The organism is Phenylobacterium sp., from assembly GCF_016124325.1.
In the GTDB taxonomy this organism is placed as follows: Bacteria; Pseudomonadota; Alphaproteobacteria; order Caulobacterales; family Caulobacteraceae; genus Phenylobacterium.
Window position 1 is genome coordinate 106,947 of the sequence record NZ_WGNY01000033.1, and the last position, 19,710, is coordinate 126,656.

17 protein-coding genes are annotated in these 19,710 nt (G+C 70.5%); 9 read left to right on the plus strand and 8 right to left on the minus strand.

Annotation, left to right across the window (positions count from 1 at the left end):
• The 6 genes from GC203_RS18740 to GC203_RS18765 form a co-directional block, all read right to left on the minus strand.
• Entirely contained in the window at window positions 1-2,172 is a 2,172-nt protein-coding gene (locus GC203_RS18740; RefSeq protein WP_293457832.1) for a chemotaxis protein CheA, read from the minus strand.
• 44 nt (window positions 2,173-2,216) lie between these two features.
• Window positions 2,217-2,582, minus strand: a complete 366-nt coding sequence (locus GC203_RS18745; protein WP_293457835.1) for a response regulator — start codon at window positions 2,580-2,582, stop codon at window positions 2,217-2,219.
• 4 nt (window positions 2,583-2,586) lie between these two features.
• Complete coding sequence (locus GC203_RS18750) at window positions 2,587-2,871, minus strand: STAS domain-containing protein (protein WP_293457838.1); 285 nt, start codon at window positions 2,869-2,871, stop codon at window positions 2,587-2,589.
• 2 nt (window positions 2,872-2,873) lie between these two features.
• Window positions 2,874-4,769, minus strand: coding sequence for a methyl-accepting chemotaxis protein (locus GC203_RS18755; RefSeq protein ID WP_293457839.1), 1,896 nt, complete (start codon window positions 4,767-4,769; stop codon window positions 2,874-2,876).
• Between the two features lie 372 nt (window positions 4,770-5,141).
• Window positions 5,142-5,714: an XRE family transcriptional regulator gene (locus tag GC203_RS18760; protein ID WP_293457842.1), complete on the minus strand. Its 573-nt coding sequence runs from the start codon at window positions 5,712-5,714 to the stop codon at window positions 5,142-5,144.
• Window positions 5,715-5,916: 202 nt separating this feature from the next.
• A complete protein-coding gene (locus GC203_RS18765; RefSeq protein WP_293457912.1) occupies window positions 5,917-6,639 on the minus strand; it encodes a response regulator in 723 nt (240 codons plus the stop codon).
• A gap of 186 nt (window positions 6,640-6,825) precedes the next feature.
• Between GC203_RS18765 and GC203_RS18770 the strand changes: the two genes are divergently transcribed.
• Both GC203_RS18770 and GC203_RS18775 read left to right on the plus strand, forming a co-directional pair.
• On the plus strand, window positions 6,826-7,233 hold the full coding sequence (locus GC203_RS18770) for a hypothetical protein (protein WP_293457844.1): 408 nt from the start codon (window positions 6,826-6,828) through the stop codon (window positions 7,231-7,233).
• A gap of 86 nt (window positions 7,234-7,319) precedes the next feature.
• The gene (locus GC203_RS18775; protein ID WP_293457846.1) at window positions 7,320-7,724 is read left to right on the plus strand and encodes an EF-hand domain-containing protein; all 405 of its coding nucleotides are present in this window, start codon (window positions 7,320-7,322) and stop codon (window positions 7,722-7,724) included.
• On the opposite strand, the gene GC203_RS18780 is transcribed toward GC203_RS18775, so the two are convergent.
• A complete protein-coding gene (locus tag GC203_RS18780; protein WP_293457848.1) occupies window positions 7,725-8,030 on the minus strand; it encodes a hypothetical protein in 306 nt (101 codons plus the stop codon).
• Between the two features lie 125 nt (window positions 8,031-8,155).
• On the opposite strand from GC203_RS18780, the gene GC203_RS18785 reads away from it, so the two are divergent.
• The gene (locus tag GC203_RS18785; protein WP_293457849.1) at window positions 8,156-9,622 is read left to right on the plus strand and encodes an ATP-binding protein; all 1,467 of its coding nucleotides are present in this window, start codon (window positions 8,156-8,158) and stop codon (window positions 9,620-9,622) included.
• On the opposite strand, the gene GC203_RS18790 is transcribed toward GC203_RS18785, so the two are convergent.
• Window positions 9,619-10,254 carry a TetR/AcrR family transcriptional regulator gene (locus GC203_RS18790; protein ID WP_293457851.1) on the minus strand — a complete coding sequence of 212 codons (636 nt, stop codon included), beginning with the start codon at window positions 10,252-10,254 and terminating at the stop codon, window positions 9,619-9,621. The genes GC203_RS18785 and GC203_RS18790 overlap by 4 nt on opposite strands.
• A gap of 212 nt (window positions 10,255-10,466) precedes the next feature.
• Here GC203_RS18790 and GC203_RS18795 point away from each other — a divergent pair, with 212 nt between their 5' ends.
• The 6 genes from GC203_RS18795 (at window position 10,467) to alaS (ending at window position 19,633) form a co-directional block, all read left to right on the plus strand.
• Complete coding sequence (locus GC203_RS18795) at window positions 10,467-12,713, plus strand: TonB-dependent receptor (protein WP_293457852.1); 2,247 nt, start codon at window positions 10,467-10,469, stop codon at window positions 12,711-12,713.
• A gap of 12 nt (window positions 12,714-12,725) precedes the next feature.
• Window positions 12,726-13,235: a VOC family protein gene (locus GC203_RS18800; protein WP_293457853.1), complete on the plus strand. Its 510-nt coding sequence runs from the start codon at window positions 12,726-12,728 to the stop codon at window positions 13,233-13,235.
• Window positions 13,236-13,279: 44 nt separating this feature from the next.
• Window positions 13,280-14,194, plus strand: a complete 915-nt coding sequence (locus tag GC203_RS18805; protein ID WP_293457855.1) for a cyclase family protein — start codon at window positions 13,280-13,282, stop codon at window positions 14,192-14,194.
• Between the two features lie 82 nt (window positions 14,195-14,276).
• Window positions 14,277-15,461, plus strand: coding sequence for an LLM class flavin-dependent oxidoreductase (locus tag GC203_RS18810; protein WP_293457856.1), 1,185 nt, complete (start codon window positions 14,277-14,279; stop codon window positions 15,459-15,461).
• A 224-nt stretch (window positions 15,462-15,685) separates the two neighbouring features.
• Entirely contained in the window at window positions 15,686-16,765 is a 1,080-nt protein-coding gene (gene recA, locus GC203_RS18815; protein ID WP_293457858.1) for a recombinase RecA, read from the plus strand.
• A 204-nt stretch (window positions 16,766-16,969) separates the two neighbouring features.
• Entirely contained in the window at window positions 16,970-19,633 is a 2,664-nt protein-coding gene (alaS, locus tag GC203_RS18820; RefSeq protein ID WP_293457859.1) for an alanine--tRNA ligase, read from the plus strand.
• The last annotated feature ends 77 nt before the right edge of the window (window positions 19,634-19,710 follow it).

The window sequence follows — 19,710 nt, forward strand, 5'->3', positions numbered from 1 at the left end:
TCAGCCTGCCTTGCGCATCTCGCCTCGGGAGACCGAGACGATCGTATCGATGTCGAGAATGAGAGCCACGCGGCCGTCGCCGAGGATGGTGGCGGCGGCGACGCCGGGCACCTGGCGGTAGTTGGCCTCGAGGGATTTGATGACGACCTGGCGCTGGCCCTGGATCGCGTCGACGAGAAGGGCCGCGCGTGCGCCGCCTTCGCCTTCGATCAGGAGCGCGACGCCCTGGGTCGCGGGCAGCGGGTCGCGCCGGTAGCCCAGCGCCATCCCGATGTCGATGAGCGGCACGAAGCCGCCGCGGATCGAAATGACCCGCGAATGGCCGCCCAGGCTGTGCACGTCGCTCGCCTTGGGCTGCAGGGTCTCCACGATCGCGGTGATCGGGGCGACCAGCGTCTGGTTGGCGACCGAAACCACCATCCCGTCGAGCACCGCCAGGGTGAGCGGCAGGCTCATGGTGAAGGTCGAGCCCTTGCCGGGCTTGGAGACGATGTTGATCCGTCCGCCCAGCGCCAGGATCGAACGGCGCACCACGTCCATGCCGACGCCGCGGCCCGAGATGTCCGACACCTCGCTGGCGGTGGAGAAGCCGGGCATGAAGATCAGGTTGTCGATCTCCTCGTCCGACAGCGCCGCGTCGGCGGCGATCAGCCCCTTCTCGACGGCGATGCCCTTGACGCGTTCGCGGTTGATGCCGCCGCCGTCGTCGGAGACCTCGATCACGATGCGGCCCGAACGGTGGAACGCGGCCAGCTTGACCACGCCCTCGGCCGGCTTGCCGGCGGCGGCGCGCTTCTCGGGGCTTTCCAGACCGTGGTCGATGGCGTTGCGGATCATGTGGGTGAGGGGATCGGCCAGGCGCTCGATCACGGTCTTGTCGACCTCGGTGCCTTCGCCTTCCGTCACCAGGCGGACCGGCTTGCCGGTCATGGCGGCCACTTCACGCACCAGGCGCGGCATCCGTTGGAACACCGACTTCACCGGCTGGGCGCGGATGGCCATCACGCTGTCCTGGATCTCGCGGGTGAGCTGTTCCAGCTCGTCCAGACCCATGGCCACGGCCGAGGCGCGGGCCAGGCCCGCTTCCATGACCCGCTGCGAGAGCACGGCCTGATTGATCACCAGCTCGCCGACCAGGTCGATCAGGCGGTCGACGCGTTCCAGGTCGACACGGATGGTCGCGCCGGCCTCGGTCTTGCGCGGACCGGTGCTGGCCAGGGCGTCGGCGGGCGCTTCGGGCGCGGCGGCCTTGGGCACGACCGCCAGCGTCGGGGCCGGCTCGGGCGCCGCTTCGGGCTCGGGCTCGGCCGCAGCCGCGGGTTCGATCTCGGCGGGTGCTTCCTCGGTGGCGGCGGGCGCGTCGCCCTGCACCTTCGCCAGCAGCGAACCGATGTCGAATTCCGGCTCGCCGCCCGCCTCGGCCTCGTCGGCCGCGATGGGTTCGATGGAAAGCTCGCAGTCGCCGTCGACGAACTCGAAGACCTCGCGGATCGCGGTCTCGTCCATGTCGCCCGTCAGCGTGACGGTCCACGACAGATAGGCCGCTTCCGGGTCGATCTCGTTGATCGGGGGGACGTCGTGGGCGTCCAGCTCCACCGAGGCCTCGCCCAGCCGCGCGAGCTCGCGCAGCAGCAGGGCGGACTCGTTGGCCTTGGCGTAGAGGTCGGCGCGCGGCTTGAAGCGCACCACGAAGCCGGTCGGGCCGGCGGGGGCTTCGAACGACACCGCCTGCGGCTGGAAGTCGAAGTCGTCGCCCCAGTCCTCTTCCGACTCGCTCGTGTCGTCCTCGCCGCCGCTCATCGCCTTGAGCTCGTCGGCCAGGGTGGCCGCGCGGGGATCATCGCCTTCCTCGCCGGCGTGCGCCGCGCTCACGAGGTCGGCCAGGACGTCCGACGCGCGCAGCATGGTCTTCAGGACGTCGGACGTCGCCTCCAGGCGGCCCGAACGCATTTCATCCAGCGCGGTCTCGAACACGTGCGCGAAGCGGATCAGCGCTTCCAGGCTGAACGCGCCGGCGCCGCCTTTGATGGAGTGGACCGCGCGGAAGACCGCGTTGATGGTCTCAGGGTCCTGATCCCCGCCCTCCATGGCGAGCAGGCCCGACTCCAGCTCGGCAAGCTGCTCATCGCATTCCTGGAAGAATGTCTCCCGGATGGCGGCCAATGGATCCACGCGAGGACTCCCTGTTCTCGACTAGTTCGGCGGTGGCGGCAGGCTTAGGCGGCGACGCGACGGATCGCGTCGACCAGCTTGTCCGGGTTGAACGGCTTCACGATCCAGCCGGTCGCGCCCGCCATGCGCGCGCGGTTCTTCTTTTCCGCGTCGCTTTCGGTCGTGAGCACCAGGATCGGGATCGCGCGGTGGCTCGGGTCGCCGCGGACTTCCTCGATGAAGCCGAAGCCGTCCATGCGCGGCATGTTGATGTCGGTGACGATCACCTGCGGCCTCTCGGCGGCCAGGACCTCCAGGCCGTGCAGGCCGTCTTCGGCCTGGACGACACGGAAGCCGGCGTCGGAGAGCGCCAGGCGAAGCATCTCGCGCATGGTCCGCGAGTCATCGACGGTGAGAACGGTCATGCTCATGGGATCAGTCCTGAACAGAAGAGTCGGAGGCGAGGTCGGCGGCGCCCATGAGGGCGAGGCCTTCGGCGAATTCGGGCGAGGGCGAGACGATCTCGAACGGCTTGCCGTCCGCGGCCCACGTGGCCTGAGCGGAGAGCAGGACCTGCAGGCATTGCCCGCCGACCCGCCGCACGGCCGAGGCGTCCAGCGCCACCGGTGCGCCGCGCGCGGCGCGCAGCGAGGCGGTCAGCGGACCCGCGGCGTTCATGTCCAGGTTGTCGCTCAGCGCGACGGTCTTGGGCTCACCCATGATCAGAACTCATCCCAGGCGTCTTCTTGGTGTTCGGGCTTCGGCGCGGCGCCGCCACGGCCGGTGGTCTTCAGGGCCGCGACCGGGCGCTGAGCCGGGCGGCTCGCGGCGGCCGGCTGCGCGGCCGCGCCCTGGCCCAGGTCGAACCGGGCGATCAGCTGCGACAGCGCCTCGCTCTCGGTGGCCAGGGCATGGCTGGCGGCGGTGGCTTCCTCCACCATGGCGGCGTTCTGCTGGGTCACCTGATCCATCTGGTTGATGGCGGTGTTCACCTGCTGCAGGCCGACGGCCTGTTCCTGCGCCGAGGCGGCGATGTCGCTCACCGCGCCGTTGATCTCGGTGACCTGGGCCAGGATCCGCTCCAGCACCTTGCCGGTCTCGCCGACGAGCTCGACCCCGCGGCCGACCTGGGTGCTTGAAGCCGAGATGAGGGCCTTGATCTCCTTGGCGGCCTCGGCCGAACGCTGGGCCAGGGCCCGGACTTCGGACGCGACCACCGCGAAGCCCTTGCCGGCGTCGCCAGCCCGGGCGGCTTCCACCCCGGCGTTGAGCGCCAGCAGGTTGGTCTGGAACGCGATCTCGTCGATCACCCCGATGATCTGGCTGATCTGCTGGGCCGAGGATTCGATCTCGCTCATCGCCGAGACCGCATCGCGGACGACGGCGCCCGAACGCTCGGCGTCGCCGCGGGCGTTGCTGACCGACTCGTTGGCCTGGCCAGCGTTCTCCGCGGTCTTGCGGACGGTGGCGGTGATCTCGTCCAGCGCGGCGGCCGTTTCCTCCAGGGTCGCGGCCTGCTGCTCGGTGCGGCGCGACAGGTCGTCGGAGGCCTGGGTGATCTCGCCGGCGCCCGAACGGACGGCCTTGGCGTTGACCGCAACCTCGGACAGCGTGTCCTGCAACTGGCCGATGGCGCGGTTGAAGTCGGCGCGCAGCTTTTCGTACTCGGGCGAGAACGGCTCGTTCAGGCGGAAGGTCATCGCGCCGGCGGCCATGCGATCCAGGCCGGTGGCCAGGCCTTCGACGACCTTCGCCTGCTCGGCGGCGATGGCCGCGCGCTCGGCGTCGGTGGCGTTGCGCTGCTCTTCGGCGAGGCGGCGCTGCTCTGCGCGCTCTTCCGACATCCGCGCGTTCTCGATCGCGGCTTCCTTGAAGGTCTCGACGGCGGCGGCCATGCGACCCACCTCGTCCTTGCGACCGACGGCGGGGATGTCGACGTTACGCTCGCCGGCGGCCAGCTTGGCCATGGCGGCGGTCATCGCGCTGACCGGCTTGGCGATCGCGGCGGTCAGCATGAAGCCCATCACCACCGAGAGGCCCAGCGCGAGCAGGCCGCCGATGGCGAGCAAGGTGACGGCCGAAGCCTGGGCGGCGGCCTGGGCCTTGTTGTTGGCTTCGAATTCGACGGCCTTCTTGTCGGTGTAGGTCTTCAGGACTGCGCGCAGCTTCGACAGACGGCCCTTGTCGACAAGGCCCGCCATGGCGGTAGCCTGCTCGATGGGGTCCTGGCCGGCGGCGATCAGGGCCTTCTCCTCGGCCTCGATGCCGACGATGGCGCCCTTGACGGCGCTGATCGTGGCGGCGTCCTGCGGCGCGATCTTGGCCCACTCGGCCATCGAGGCCTGGTAGGCCTTTTCCTGCTGTTCGATCACCTTGAGGAACGACGGGTCGCCCGTGGCCACCAGCCCGCGGATCGCGTTCTGGCGCTCGACGCGCGCGGTCAGCACCGCGTCGGCGACCTTGAGCTGCGCGGCGCTCTCATCGTTCGCGCCGACGGTCGCCTTGATGCTGAACAGGCTGGTCAGCACGGCCGCGCTCATGAGCGCCACGACGGCCACGACAATGGCGAAGCCGACGGTCAGCTTGCGCGAGATCGGAAGGTTGTTCAGCAGGTTCATCGCAATCGTTCTGCAGCGGAAATCAGGAAAGGGCGGGAATGGCGGCCGGGAGCGCGCGGGAGGAGCGGGGGGCGCTCCACGCCGCGCGCTCGCCGGCCGCAAACAGGGCGGCGGCGAAGCGGTCAGTTCCCAAGGCGACGCCCGGGGTGTGATGGGCGCCCGGCGAAGCGCGGTCTTCGACAGTAGGGGGACTGAGCGACCGCATTTGGGGGGTCTCGCCGTTGCCGTTGGGAACCGAGCGACGCCGATCAGGCCCCGCCGATGCGGACATTCCCAAGTCCAGTTTGATTATTAGTAAATTGTGGGACGTTTTCGGCCCGGGCTTCGACTTGCGACAACTTGCCGCCCCGCGTCAGGTGCGGGGCGATCCGCTCAGCCGAACGGTATTTCGCCGCCCACCACCAGCAGCACCTTGGCGGGTCCCGCCGGGGCGACCAGCGCATAGCCCGAAGCCGCGTCGAAGTAGACCGAATCCCCCGCGTCGAGCGCAAGCGGGGCGTAGAGATGGCTGTGGAATTCGATCTCGCCGTCCAGCACGAGCGCATAGGCCTCGCCCGGATGCGCCGTCAGGGGGCCGTGCGCGTCGAGGTTGGCGGCCGTCACGTCGATCGTGATGGGCGACAGGCCCTTGGACAGCAAATCGGCCGCGGCGCGTCGCCCGGTGTTGCCGCCCACCCGGGCCGCAGGCCCCTGGCCCGTGCGGGTGACGGCGCGTCGGCCCGAGGCGACACCGGCCGACTCCGCTTCGCGGGTGACCAGACCCTCAAGGTCCACCTCGAGCGCGCGGCAGAGTCGAATCAGTTTCTCATAGTTAAGTGCGTTCTGGCCGAGCTCGACCCGCGATAGGGTCGAGATCGGCACGCCGCTGGTTTCGCTGAGCTGGGCGAGACTCCAGCCACGGGCGAGCCGCAACTTGCGGATCGCTGCGCCGGTCCTCTCCGACATCCGCGGACGCATACCCTGGTCAAGACCCCCTAAACCTAGGTCTTGAGTCTAGGCTGATTCACATACCGACACAGGTGAACGTGTTGATTTGCCAGTATTCGCGCGGCAGTTGTGTAGTGGACACATCGCGCCGAGAGGGGCGAATGGAGCTTCACCGAAAATCTCAACCGTTGCGTCAGTGCGGCGCGCCCGGCGAGCACGCCTAGAGGCGTCGGACCTTCGCCGTGAACAGATAGCCGCCGCCTCGCACGGTGCGGATCAGGCCGCTGCCGTCCCCCGGATCGCCGAGCTTGCGCCGCAGTCGGCTGAGCTGCACGTCGACGGCGCGGTCATAGGGGCCCGCGTTGCGTCCACGCGTCCAGTCGAGGAGTTGGTCGCGGCTGAGCACCCGTTGCGGATGGCGCAGGAAGCTCAGGAGCAGGTCGTATTCGCCCCCCGTGAGCTGGGTGACGCCGCCGTCGGCCCCGGCGAGCTCGCGGCTCCCGGTGTCGAGTGTCCAGTCCTCGAAACGCAGCATCTCGTGCGGCGCCGGCGTGGCCGGCCGATGGTCGTGGCGCGTGCGTCTCAGGACCGCCCGGACCCGGGCCAGCAGCTCGCGCGGGTTGAACGGTTTGGGCAGGTAGTCGTCGGCGCCGATCTCCAGTCCCACGATGCGGTCGATGTCGTCGCCCTTGGCCGTCAGCATCACCACCGCCGGTCCGCCACCCGACGCGCGCAGCCGGCGGCACAGGGACAAGCCGTCCTCGCCGGGAAGCATGAGGTCCAGCAGCACCAGGTCGATGCGCCGTCGCCCGGCGATGCGGTCGAAGGCCGGCGCGTCGGGACAGCCGACCGCCTCGAAGCCCTCCCGCGCGAGCAGGCGCAAGGTCAGGTCGCGAATCTCCGGATCGTCCTCGACCACGGCGATCACGGTGTTGTCGGCCACGGCGTTGTCTGGGGAAGCGCTGTCGCTCATCGGCCTCAGCATCGCCCGAAACCGGGGCGGAGCGAAGGGCCGGGCAGGGGGCGATACACTTCGTAACACTCCGTATTCCCGTCGAAACGGCTCGCTTGCCGGCCGCGCGCCTGATCGGCGCAGGACGGGACCCACCCCTTCACGGAGCCCACGATCATGCGTTTCGACACCCTGGCCGCCGTCGGCGGCCTCGCCATCGTCCTGGCCCTCATCTCCGCCTCGGCCGCCGACGCTCGCGGCCACGGCCGCACCGTCAGCGTCCAGCGCGCCGACGGCGCTGGCTATGTCCGCGCGCGGGCGATCGACCGCCAGCCCGGCGCCGTCTCGGCCTCGCGCAGTCTACAGACCCACGGCGGCTACGGCGGCGCCAGTTCGCGCCAGGCCGCCTGGGGCGACGGCGTCTATTCCGGCGGCGCCAGCCACGTCTTCAACAACGGCAAGACGGCGTCGCGCGCCACCACCGTCATCGACAACGGCGATGGCACGTTCAGCTACGGCGCCTCGCGCACCGGCGTTGACGGACAGACCACCTCCGTGACCGGCGTGGTCGACCGGCCCCGATAGCCCCCGGCCGGCTTCCTTCCCCGGTTCCCCTCGGCCGGGCGCCGTCCCCGGGCGCCCGGCCGCCTCTTTCCTGCTTCGAGGATCCCATGCGTCTTCTGACTTCCGTCGCCGTGGCGGCGCTGCTCGCCTCGGCCCCGGCCGCCCAGGCCCGTTCGCCGGGCGCCGTGTTCGACAACGCTGACCTCAACCACGACGGCTACGTCACCCGCGCCGAGTTCGCCGACGCCCGCTGGGCCCGGCTGCGTCGGCTCGACCGCGATGGCGACGGCGTGCTGAGCCAGTCCGAACTGCGGCGGCTCTCCAGGATCGAGCGGGCCAAGCCGTTGGTCGACGCCGTGCGGCGGGCCGACGCCGATGGCGATGGCCGGATCACGGCCCAGGAATTCCGCGCCGCGCCGGCCCCGCTGTTCGAGCTGTCCGACCGCAACCAGGACGGCCGCCTGGACGCCGCCGAGATCGCCGCCGCACGCGAGATGGCCGAGCGCCGGTAATCAGCGCCGGGGGCGCAGCCGCCCGAGGCGCGGCCGATCCGCGGCCTTCGCGGGCCGTTCGGCCGCCGGCCCATCGACCACCGGCCCGTCGGCCGCGGCGGGCCGCAGGGTCCGCCGGGGCGCGTCGTTGCGATAGACCGTCGTCCAGTCCGCGGGCGAATCCGTCGGTGGCGCGGCTGACCCGGTCCTCGCCGCCCGTATCGCCGCCAGCCGTTCGGCGAGCGGGCCGCGGGCTTCCGCCGGTCCGGCGGTCGCCAATCCCGCGATGGCGAGGGCGGCGAACATGGCGAGGCGGCCTGGGGTCATGGGGCCACTGTCCCGCCAGCCGGTCAGCCGCGATTGTCGGCCCGGCGCCAAAGCGCAACGAAGTGTAACAGCCGTGCTTTTCGCCTTCCGCCTCGGCGCGGGGCCTCCGAAGATGGCGCCAGGCCATGCGAGCGCGCGACGAGCACCGGCGTCCGTCCCACGCCGCGCCGTCCGATGGCGCGGCGGCGGCGAAGCGCGCCCGTCCGACGGCGTTCGACAGCCTGGCCGTCCGCATCGGCATGATCTTCGTCGCGGGGCTGGCCGCCGCGATGATCGCTTTCATCGTCGCCATGCTTTGGCCCGGCGGCCCCGCGCGGCCGATCTTCAGCCTCGTCGCCCCGGCCGACGCCGCCGCCATGGCCGAGGCGGTCGAGGCCGCGCCGCCCGAGCTGCGGCCCCGCGTGCTCCGCGCGCTCAACGTGGAACCCCTCCGCGTCAGCCTCGCGCCAGGCTTCCCGACCGACGTGGCGGGCGAGTCCGGGCCGCTGGAGCCGCGCCTCGAACAACGGCTGGAGCAGCGCTACGCCCGCTACGCTGCGGCGTTCGGCGATCGTCCGTTCCGGGTGCAGACCCGCTTCCGCGCCGCCGTGCGGCCGCTGCAGGGGGGCGGGCTGGGCGCGGTCTCGCCGGTGCGCCTGCTGGTCGGCCTCGACGACGGCCAGGTGCTCGTCATCGAGCGGACGCGCCTCCCGGCGCTCGAACGCCTGGTCCGCCGCAGCGCCGCGATCGGCGCGATCGGCGTGGCCGCGCTGCTCGTGGTCCTGTTCGCCGCCGTCAGCCAGACCGCGCGGCCGATCCGCGCCCTGGCCGACGGCGCCCGCCGCTTCGCCGAGGATCTGTCGGCCGATGACCTGCCCGAGCGCGGCTCCGCCGAGCTTCGCGACCTGTCGGCCGCCTTCAACCACATGAAGCGCACCATCCGCGGCCTCGTGGACGAGCGCACCCGCATGCTGGCCGCCATCGCCCACGACCTGCGCACCTATCTCACCCGTCTGCGCCTGCGGGCCGACTTCATCGACGATCCCGACCAGCACGCCCGCGCCGTGGCCGACATCGAGGAGGCGAGCGCGCTGCTGGACGACACGCTCACCTTCGCCCGGCACGCCACGGCCGATGCGCCGGCCGAGGCCCCGTGTGTCGATGTGGACGAGGAGCTGGCCCGCCTGGCCGAGGTGCGCGCCGAGCTCGGCCAGCCCATCGCCGTCGCGCCGCTGGCGGGCGGTCCGCTTCATGCGGCCTGCGCGCCCCTGGCGCTGCGCCGGATGCTGGCCAACCTCGTCGACAACGCCGTCCGCTACGGCGGCGGGGGGCGGGTTGGCGCAGGGGCCGACGGCGACGGGATCTGGATCGCGGTGGAGGATGACGGTCCCGGCGTGCCGGCCGAAGCGCTGGCGCGTCTCACTGCCCCGTTCGAGCGCCTCGAACCCTCGCGCGGCCGCGAATCGGCGGGGGCGGGCCTGGGCCTGGCGATCGTCCGCGCGCTGGCCGAGAGCCAGGGCGGCCGGCTGATCCTGGAGAATCGGCCCGGGGGCGGCCTGCGCGCCGCCCTTCGCCTTCGCGCCGCGACGCTGGAACGGCGGTCCGAGCCCTAGCTGCGGCCGCGCTTGCCCGGTGCGCGCTCCATCGCCCCGCCACGGGCGCCGAGCGTCTCGAGCCACAGGTCGATCATCGCCCGCTGCCGGGCCGGGGGAATGCGGCCCACGCCCAGCAGCACCTGCACGCCGATCCCGTCGATCAGCGCCACCAGGCTCTGGGCGGCGTGCTGGACGTCCACGTCGGGGGCGACCTCGCCCTCCTCCTGGGCGCGGGCGAGCAGGCGGGCCAGGCGGTCGCGCCACTCGTCGTAGCGCAGGCCCATGACGCGGGCGACGTCGGCGTCGTAGGCGGAACGCTCCCAGTAGCCCACCCAGATTCGCCAATATCCCCGCGTCTCCGCCGTCAGCGGCAGGGCGAGCGCCACCACGCGGCGGATCGCGTCCAGGGCCGACGGGGCCCGCTCGGCGCGCGCCATGCGTTCACGGACGAGCCGGGACGACAGCTCCGACGCCTGGATCAGCAGCTGGTCCTTGGATTGGAAATAGTGGGTGAGGGCCCCGGTGGTGAAGCCGGCCTCCTTGGCCACCTCGCGAACCGTGAGCCCCGGCACGCCTTCGCGCACGATCACGCGCAGGGCCGCGGCCGCGAAGATTTCCCGCCGCTCGTCGTGATCGACAACCCTGGCCATGCGCCGCCCCAAGCTACCTGTCACGCTGTGCCGCATTCCGTATCGCGGTGACAACCCCGACGGGCCGGGCGCAGGCATTTTTCAAACGAACGTTATATAACGAGCATTATGTGGACCCTTTCCGTTTACGGAACGCGTGTTATGTTTCCGCTTCAAGCCGGAGGCCGGGCCAACGCCCGCGACACTCGCGGCGCTGAACGAGGGGGGAAGCCGTGAGCCGCACTCTGCGGACTATCCTGTTTTCTGCATCCGCCGTTGCATTGGTCGCGCCGGCGGCGCCAGCCCTGGCCCAGGACCGCGCCTCCGGCGCCCTGGTCGAGGAACTGATCGTCACCGCCCAGAAGCGCGAGGAACAGGCGCAGGACGTGCCGATCGCGCTCACCGCCATCTCGGGCGACCAGCTCGAGAAGCAGGGCGTCGTGGGCTTCCAGGACCTTTCCACCCGCATACCGTCGCTGCGCTTCGGTTCGGGCGTCACGGGCGGCGAGAACGTCATCACCCTGCGCGGGGTGGGCAGCCAGAACACCACCAGCGGCGGCGACTCGCCGGTCGCCTACAATCTCGACGGGGTCTATCTCGCCCGCACCACCTCGGTGGATCCGGAGTTCTTCGACGTCGACCGCATCGAGGTGCTGCGCGGGCCCCAGGGCACGCTCTACGGACGCAACTCGGTGGGCGGCTCGGTCAACGTCATCAGCCGGGCGCCGAGCGCCGAGCTGGGCGGCCACGCCGACGCCCTGCTCGGCAACTACGACGCGCGCATCTTCCGCGGCTGGCTGAACGCCCCGCTCTATACCCACGACGACGGCGGTTTCGCCGCGATCCGGATCTCGGCGGTCAAGGCCGACCACGACGGCTACCAGAAAAACCTCTTCACCGGTCCCGGCGCCACCCACGACGCCGACGGTCAGGACTTCTGGATGATCCGCGGCCAGCTGTTCGTGAAGTTCTCCGAACAGGCCGATTTCCGGCTGGTCGTCTCGGCGTCCGACAACGGCGACCCTGTGGCCACCAAGACCCGCTGGAACCTGGCGCCGGCGCGCTACGTCGGCGCCCAGCCCTACCTCGACGATCCGCGCGAGGTGCGGAAGAACAGCCCCGAGAACTTCGACCAGAAGAACCGCTACGCCTCGGGGACCTTCAACTACGACCTGGGTCCGGCCACCCTGACCTCGGTGACGGGCTACGCCTCCGGCAAGTGGGCCCAATCGAGCGATCCCGACGCCTCCGAGCTGACCCTGGCGAACAATCCCTACTGGACGCTCGACCAGTTCCAGTGGTCGCAGGAGGTGCGCCTGGCCTCCAACCCCTCGGACGCGCCGCTCTCGTGGATCATCGGCGGTTTCTTCTTCAGTGAGAAGGTGGGCCAGACCTTCCAGTTCTTCGACACGGGGCTGAACTCGGCCTCGCCGTTCACCGACAACTTCGTCTTCACCAACGGCGGCATCTACAAGACCCGGTCGCAGGCCGTGTTCGGCCAGGCCGACTTCGATCTCGAGAAGGCCGGCATGGGCGCGCCGGTCACCCTCACCGTCGGCCTGCGCTACACGCACGACCGCAAGAAGGGCTTCGACTTCCTCAACTACACCCTGCCGCTGATCGGCTTCTCCACCGAGCCGACCAAGAATTTCAACGAGAGCTGGAGCGAGGTGACCGGCAAGGCCGGCATCACCTGGCGCGTCTCCGACAACGCGCTGGTCTACGCCAACTACGCCCGCGGCTATCTGTCGGGCGGCGGGCTCGTCGGGAACTTCCCGGGCATCTACCAGCCCGAGAAGGTCCGCGCCTGGGAGGCGGGGTTCAAGACCACCCTGGCCGACGGGCGGGTCGTCTTCAACGGCGCGGCCTACCGCCAGAAGCTGCGCGACATGCAGGTGTTCGTGCAGGACATCACCGGCTCGCGGATCGACAATGCGGGCCGCGCCCACGTGAACGGGCTGGAGCTGGAGGCCGTGGCCACGCCCGCGGGCGGCCTGCGCCTCAATGCGGCGGTCGCCCTCACCAAGGCCGAGTACGACGAGTACACGACCATCGACAACCGCTACGCGGGGGCCGCCCCGGGCTGCGACGCCACCACCCGGCTCTGCGATTTCGCGGGCAACCGGCTGGTGCAGACGCCCAAGTACACCATCAACGTCGGCGCCCAGTACGCGTTCGACACGGCCTTCGGCCAGCTGACGCCGCGCGTGGACATCTTCCGCTCCGGCGACCTCTACTTCCTCTCCGCCAACTCGCCGTTGGAACGTCAGGGCGCCTACACCCTGGTCGACCTCAGCGTGAACTGGCGCGCGCCCGACGCCCGCTGGAGTGTCGACGCCTTCGTCCGCAACGTCGGGAACAAGGACATCATCTCCAACGACGGCCTGCAGTCCAACACCCTGGGCGGCGGCTTCGGCTTCGACAACTACACCTACTACCCGCCGCGCACCTGGGGCGTGCGGGTCGGCTACGACTTCTAGGGGGTTGTGCTCATGGGTCAGTGGTCGCTCGCCAGCCTCTACCACACGGTCGTCAACTGCCGGGACCTCGACGAGTCGGTCGCCTTCTACCGGCGGCTCGGGTTCGAGGTCCTGAACGACCGCCGGGACGTGACCTGGCCCGAGTTCGTCGCGGGCATCTTCGGCCTGCGGCGGGCCAGTGGCCGCGGCGTGCTGATGGTGCTGCCCGACGATCCCGACGGGCCGATGATCGACCTGATCGAGTGGCTGGAGCCGAAGGCGGTGTTCCCGGATCCGGACGCGGTGGCGACCACCGTGCCGCGGATCATCGCCTTCCGCACCCGCAACGTGCACGCCGCCTACGAGCAGCTCACCGCCGCGGGCGTGCGCTTCACCCAGCCGGTCTACACGCCCGCGGAGGCCCTCGGCATCGTCGGCACGGCCTGCTGCTACGACCCCAACGGCAACATCATCGAGATGATCGAGCTCGAGCCCGGCGTGCGCCATTCCCGGGCCAACGAGGCGCTGGCGAAGGGGTCATGAACCGGCGCGACTTTGATTCCCGGCGCGGGCCGCACCCCGACTCGATGAGCGACGCCGAGCTGCGGGCCCTGTTCGACCGCGTCTCCAACTGGGGGCGCTGGGGGGCGGACGACGAGCGGGGGGCGCTCAATCACATCGGGCCGGCCGAGATCGTCGCGGCCGCGGGGCTGGTGCGGGAGGGCCGGACAGTCAGCCTGTCGCGCGACTTCCCCACTCAGCCGGGGCCGGAGAACCCCTGGCCGGCGCAGCACCACATGGTCATCGCCGGCGACGACTGCTGCGTGCCCGGGGTGGACGGCCTGGAGGTCTCCACCGACTTCATCGGCATCGCCTACCACGGCATGGCGTCCAGCCACATCGACGCCCTCTGCCACATCTTCTTGCAGGGGCGCATGTACAACGGCCGCGCCGCCGGCGAGGTGAAGAGCACGGGCGCGCGGTCCAACACAATCATGTCCCTGCGCGACGGGCTCGTCGGCCGCGGCGTGCTCTTGGACGTGCCGCGCGCGCAGGGCCGGCCGTTCGTCGAGGCCGACCACCTCGTCACCACCGAGGAGCTGGAGGCCGCCGAGGCGGCCCACGGGATCCAGGTGGGGAAGGGCGACATCCTCCTCGTGCGCCTGGGCCGCGACGCGCGCCGGGCGGTCCACTCCGATCAGGCGGTGGCGGGGCTGGACCCGCGGGCCGTCGAGTGGCTGCACGCCCGGCAGGTGGCCGTGCTGGGCGGCGACGGCGTCCACGACCCGATTCCCAACGGCGTGATCCATCGCGACTGGGCCATGCCGATCCACATCCTGGGCCTGGTCGCCATGGGCCTGCACCTGCTGGACAACCTCGACCTGGAGTCCGTGGCGCAGGCCTGCGCCGAGCTCGGCCGCTGGTCGTTCCAGTTCGCCGCCGGGCCCCTGCGCATCCAGGGCGGAACCGGTTCGCCCCTCAATCCCATCGCCATTTTCTGAGCATGACCGGCCATTCGACGCCAGCGCTCGCCATGTCTGAAAATATAACGCATGTTATGTATCAAGCCGCCGGAGGAAACCTGTGAAGTTCGATGTCTTCTGTGAGATCCAGCGCGCCTTCCCCTGGAAGGACGGCGCCGACGAGGCCAGCCTGTTCCGCGAGATCATCGCCCAGGCCCAGGCGGCCGAGGCCGCCGGCTTCGAGACCTGGTGGCAGGTGGAGCACCACGGCTCGCCCCAGTTCAGCTACTCCTCGGCGCCGGAGGTGGTGCTGACCGCCATCGCCATGTCCACCTCAACCTTACGGGTGGGCCATGCCGGGGTGCTGGCGCCGTTCCGCATCAACGCTCCGCTGCGGGTGGCCGAGCGCGCCGCGACCCTGGACCTGCTGTCCGGCGGGCGGTTCGAGCTCGGGCTGGCCAAGTCCGGCGGCAAGGAGTGGGAGACCTTCGGCGTCGATCCCGACAAGGCGCGCGACGAGGTGCGCGAGGCCTTCCGAATGATCCCGCGCATCTGGACCGAGCCGGAGTTCTCCTGGGAAGGCGAGGACTACCGCGTGCCGCCGCGCGAGGTGACGCCCAAGCCGCTGCAGAAGCCCCATCCGCGCCTCTGGCAGACCTGCGGCTCGCCCGAGAGCTTCCACATGGCCGGAGAACTCGGCGTTGGCGCGCTGGGCACCACGCTGCTGAGCCCGGTCGCCTTCCTGGGCCAGATGTTGCGCGAGCACGACCGCGGCCTGGCCGCCTGCCGGGAACCCGCCGGCAAGGTGGTGAACGCCCAGAAGGGCTGCTTCACCTTCGTCCACGTGGCCGAGAGCCGGGCGCAGGCCATCGCCAACGGCGCGGCATGGTCGGCGCTCTGGTACGTCAACACCGCGCCGGTCGTCTTCAAGGTGCCGCGGCGGGTCTGGTACGACATGATCAAGGCTGGCCTGCACCCCAACTCGGCCCGCGACACGGCCGCGTTGCAGAAGCTCGATCCGCACGAGGTCGAGATCCAGGCCGACGATCCCCCGGTGGTGCAGGTGCTGAAGCGTATGGCGCAGGGCCAGGAGATCAGCTTCGAGGAGGCTCACGAGGTGCTGGAGCCGCTGGACAGCGTGGTGATCGGCGATCCCGACCACTGCATCGAGCGGCTGCGCGGCTACCAGGCGATCGGGGCCGACAGGGTGATGTGCCTGATGCAGTTCGGCTCGATCCCGCACGAGGCGGTGCTGCGCAGCTTCGAACTGGCCGGCCGCCTTGTCGCCCCGGCGTTCGCGGCCTGAGAACCGGCCCCCAAGCCTACGTCCGCTTTTGACGTAGGCCGGTCCGAATCTTCCCTGGTCAGGCGGAAGGCGTTGCGCCGCCTGGCCGGGGACCCGGGCCGCGGCTCGCGGGATGAGAACATCTTGCGAACCCGGAACAAAGGCGGTACGTCTTGAGTCCTCGACGCGGCGACGCGTTCTCCCGACCGGGTTGGCGGGAATCTGCGGTAGAGAGGGATCAGGCAATGACTCAGTCAGCGTTGAGGCTCGTGGGAAAAGAAGACGGGGATAAGCAGCGCGCGCTCGAGGCCGCGCTGGCGCAGATCGATCGGGCGTTCGGCAAGGGCTCGGTCATGCGGCTGGGCGACAAGACGCAGATGGAGGTCGAGGCGGTCTCCACCGGCTCGCTGGGCCTCGACCTGGCGCTGGGCATCGGCGGCCTGCCCAAGGGGCGGATCGTCGAGATCTACGGGCCCGAGAGCTCCGGCAAGACGACGCTGGCCCTGCACGTGGTGGCCGAGGTGCAGAAGGCGGGCGGCACGGCCGCCTTCGTCGACGCCGAACATGCGCTCGACCCGAGCTACGCCCACAAGCTGGGCGTCAACCTCGACGAGCTCCTCGTTTCCCAACCCGACGCGGGCGAGCAGGCGCTGGAGATCACCGACACCCTGGTGCGTTCGGGCGCGGTCGACGTGATCGTGGTCGACTCGGTGGCGGCGCTGACGCCGCGGGCCGAGATCGAGGGCGAGATGGGCGACCAGCTGCCTGGCCTGCAGGCCCGCCTGATGAGCCAGGCGCTGCGCAAGCTCACCGCCTCGATCTCCAAGGCCAAGACGCTGGTCATCTTCATCAACCAGATCCGCATGAAGATCGGGGTGATGTACGGCAGTCCCGAGACGACGACGGGCGGCAACGCGCTGAAGTTCTACGCCTCGGTGCGCCTCGACATCCGCCGCACGGGCTCGGTCAAGCAGCGCGACGAGATCGTCGGCAACAACGTCCGCGTGAAGGTGGTCAAGAACAAGGTCGCCCCGCCGTTCCGCGAGGTCGAGTTCGACATCATGTACGGCGAGGGCATCTCCAAGCTGGGCGAGATCATCGACCTGGGCGTGAAGGCGGGCGTGGTCGAAAAGTCCGGCTCGTGGTTCTCGTTCAGCTCGCAGCGCATCGGCCAGGGCCGCGAGAACGTGCGCGAGTTCCTCAAGGCCAATCCCGACATCGCCGCCGAGATCGAGCGGAAGGTGCGCGGCGCGCGCGAGACCATCGAGGAAGAGCTTCTCGTGGGCCCCGACGAGAGCGCCGACGACGAGGACGGCTCGCTCTGAGGCCCCGATCCCGGCGCGCGCGCTCCGCCAACCCGCCCGCGTCGCCACCCTGAAGGGCCTCGTAAGAGGCAGGACGCTCCGGCGAAAGCCCGGGGCGTCCTTTGCATTTCCACCGCGCTTTCCCTAGGCCCCCCGTTTCGCGTACACCGAGCCGGCCCCACATCGGGGCGACGCGTTGCGAGTTCACCTTCGAGATCGAGACCCATGGCGACCCTGAACGAGATCCGGACCCACTTCCTGGACTACTTCCGGAAGCAGGATCACGCCGTGGTCGCCTCGGCCCCGCTGGTCCCGCAGAACGACCCGACCCTGCTGTTCGTCAACGCCGGCATGGTGCCGTTCAAGAACTACTTCACCGGCGCCGAGGCGGCGCCGTGGCCGCGCGCGGCCTCGTCGCAGAAGTGCGTGCGGGCCGGCGGCAAGCACAACGACCTCGACAATGTCGGCTACACCGCCCGTCACCACACCTTCTTCGAGATGCTGGGCAACTTCTCGTTCGGCGACTACTTCAAGGCGGGCGCGATCGAAGCGGCCTGGACCCTGATCACCAAGGAGTTCGGCCTGCCCAAGGACAAGCTGCTGGTCACGGTCTATCACACCGACGACGAGGCGGCGGACCTGTGGAAGAAGATCGCCGGCTTCTCGGACGACCGGATCATCCGAATCCCCACATCCGACAACTTCTGGTCCATGGGCGACACCGGCCCCTGCGGCCCGTGCTCCGAGATCTTCATCGACCAGGGGCCGGAGCTCCAGGGCGGCCCGCCCGGCAGCCCCGACGAGGACGGCGATCGGTTCCTGGAGTTCTGGAACCTGGTCTTCATGCAGTTCGAGCGCTTCGCCGACGGCGAGCAGAAGCCCCTGCCGAAGCCGCAGATCGACACCGGCATGGGGCTGGAGCGGATCACCGCGATCCTGCAGGGCGTGCATTCCAACTACGAGACCGACCTGTTCCGCACCCTGATCGCCGCGAGCGAGGCGGCGACCGGCGTGAAGGCGGAGGGCGACGCGCGGCCGTCGCACCGGGTGATCGCCGACCACCTGCGCTCGACCAGCTTCCTGATCGCCGACGGCGTCATGCCGTCGAACGAGGGGCGGGGCTACGTGCTGCGCCGGATCATGCGCCGGGCCATGCGTCACGCCCACATCCTGGGCGCGGACGAGCCGCTGATGCACCGCCTGGCGCCGACCCTGGTGGCGGAGATGGGCGAGGCCTATCCCGAGCTGAAGCGCGCCGAGCCGGCCATCGTCGACACCCTGCGCCAGGAGGAGGAGCGGTTCCGCCGCACCCTGGGCCGGGGCCTCGCTCTGCTGGACGAGGCGACCGCCGGCCTCAAGGACGGCGACGTCCTGTCGGGCGAGACGGCGTTCCGCCTCTACGACACCTACGGCTTCCCGCTCGACCTGACGCAGGACGCGGTGCGCGCCAGGGGCCTGACCGTCAATCTCGACGAGTACGACACGGCCATGGCCCGCCAGCGCGAGATGGCGCGCGAGGCTTGGGTGGGCTCGGGCCAGGTGGCGGCGGCGGCGGAGTGGTTCGCGATCCGCGACCGCCTCGGCCAGACCGAGTTCGTCGGCTACGAAACCACGGAGGGCACGGGCGAGCTGCTGGCGCTGGTGGAGGACGGCCATGAGGTCGACGCCGCGGCCGCCGGCGCCAAGGTCCAGGCGCTGTTCGACCGCACCCCCTTCTACGCCGAGAGCGGCGGCCAGGCGGGCGACCAGGGCGAGGTCGAATGGGACGGCGGGCGCGCGCGCGTCACCGACGTCCAGAAACAGGCCGGCGACCTGCACGTGCATGACCTCACCATCGTCGAGGGCAGGCTGGAGCCCGGCGCGCGCGTGCGCTTGGCGGTCGACCCCGAGCGCCGGGCGTCGACGCGAGCCAACCACTCGGCCACCCACCTGCTGCACGCGGCGCTGCGCAACGTGCTGGGCCAGCACGTGACCCAGAAGGGCCAGATGGTTGACGGCGAACGCATCCGCTTCGACTTCAGCCACGGCCAGCCGCTGACCGCGGACGAGATCGACCGCATCGAGGCTGAGGTGAACGCCGTGGTGCGCCAGAACCTGGCCGCCGACACCCAGCTGATGGCCCCGCAACAGGCCATCGAGGCCGGCGCCATGGCGCTGTTCGGCGAGAAGTACGGCGACACCGTCCGCGTTCTGACGCTGGGCCAGGCGCTGGGCGGCGCGAAGGGCGAGGGGCCCGGCGGCGCCTATTCGGTGGAGCTGTGCGGCGGCACGCATGTGGCGCGCACCGGCGACATCGCGCTCTTCAAGATCGTCTCGGAACAGGGGATCGCCGCGGGCGTGCGCCGCATCGAGGCGCTGACCGGCGAGGCGGCGCGTCGCTACCTGCTCGAACAGGCCGGCGTCGCCAAGGCGCTCGCCGAGCAGTTCAAGGTCCCGGTGGCCGAAGTCGCCGCGCGCGTCGAAGCGCTGCAGGCGCAGAACCGCAAGGTCGAGAAGGAGCTGGCCGACGCCAAGCGCCAGCTGGCCATGGGCGGGGGCGGCGGCGCGGCGTCCGGGCCGGAGGAGATCGGCGGCGTCCAGGTGATCGCCCGCGTCATGGAGGGCGTCGGCGGCAAGGACCTGCGGCCCATCGCCGAGGAGTTCAAGAAGCAGCTCCCCGACGGCGTCATCGCCCTCGTGGGCACGGCCGACGGCAAGGCCGCCTGCACCGTGGCGGTCACCGGCTCGGCGCAGGGGCGCGTCAATGCGGTCGATCTGGCGAAGGCCGCTGTCCAGGCCATGGGGGGGCAGGGGGCCGGGGGCCGCCCCGACTTCGCCCAAGGCGGTGCGCCCGACTCCAGCCGGGCCGCTGAGGGGCTACTCGCCATAAGGGTGATGCTCGAACAGTAAGTTCGCGCGGCGGGGGAGTCTTGCTGCAAGTCGCCTTGCGGCTGTGACATTAAGAAATCGGTAACGGAAGTTTCACG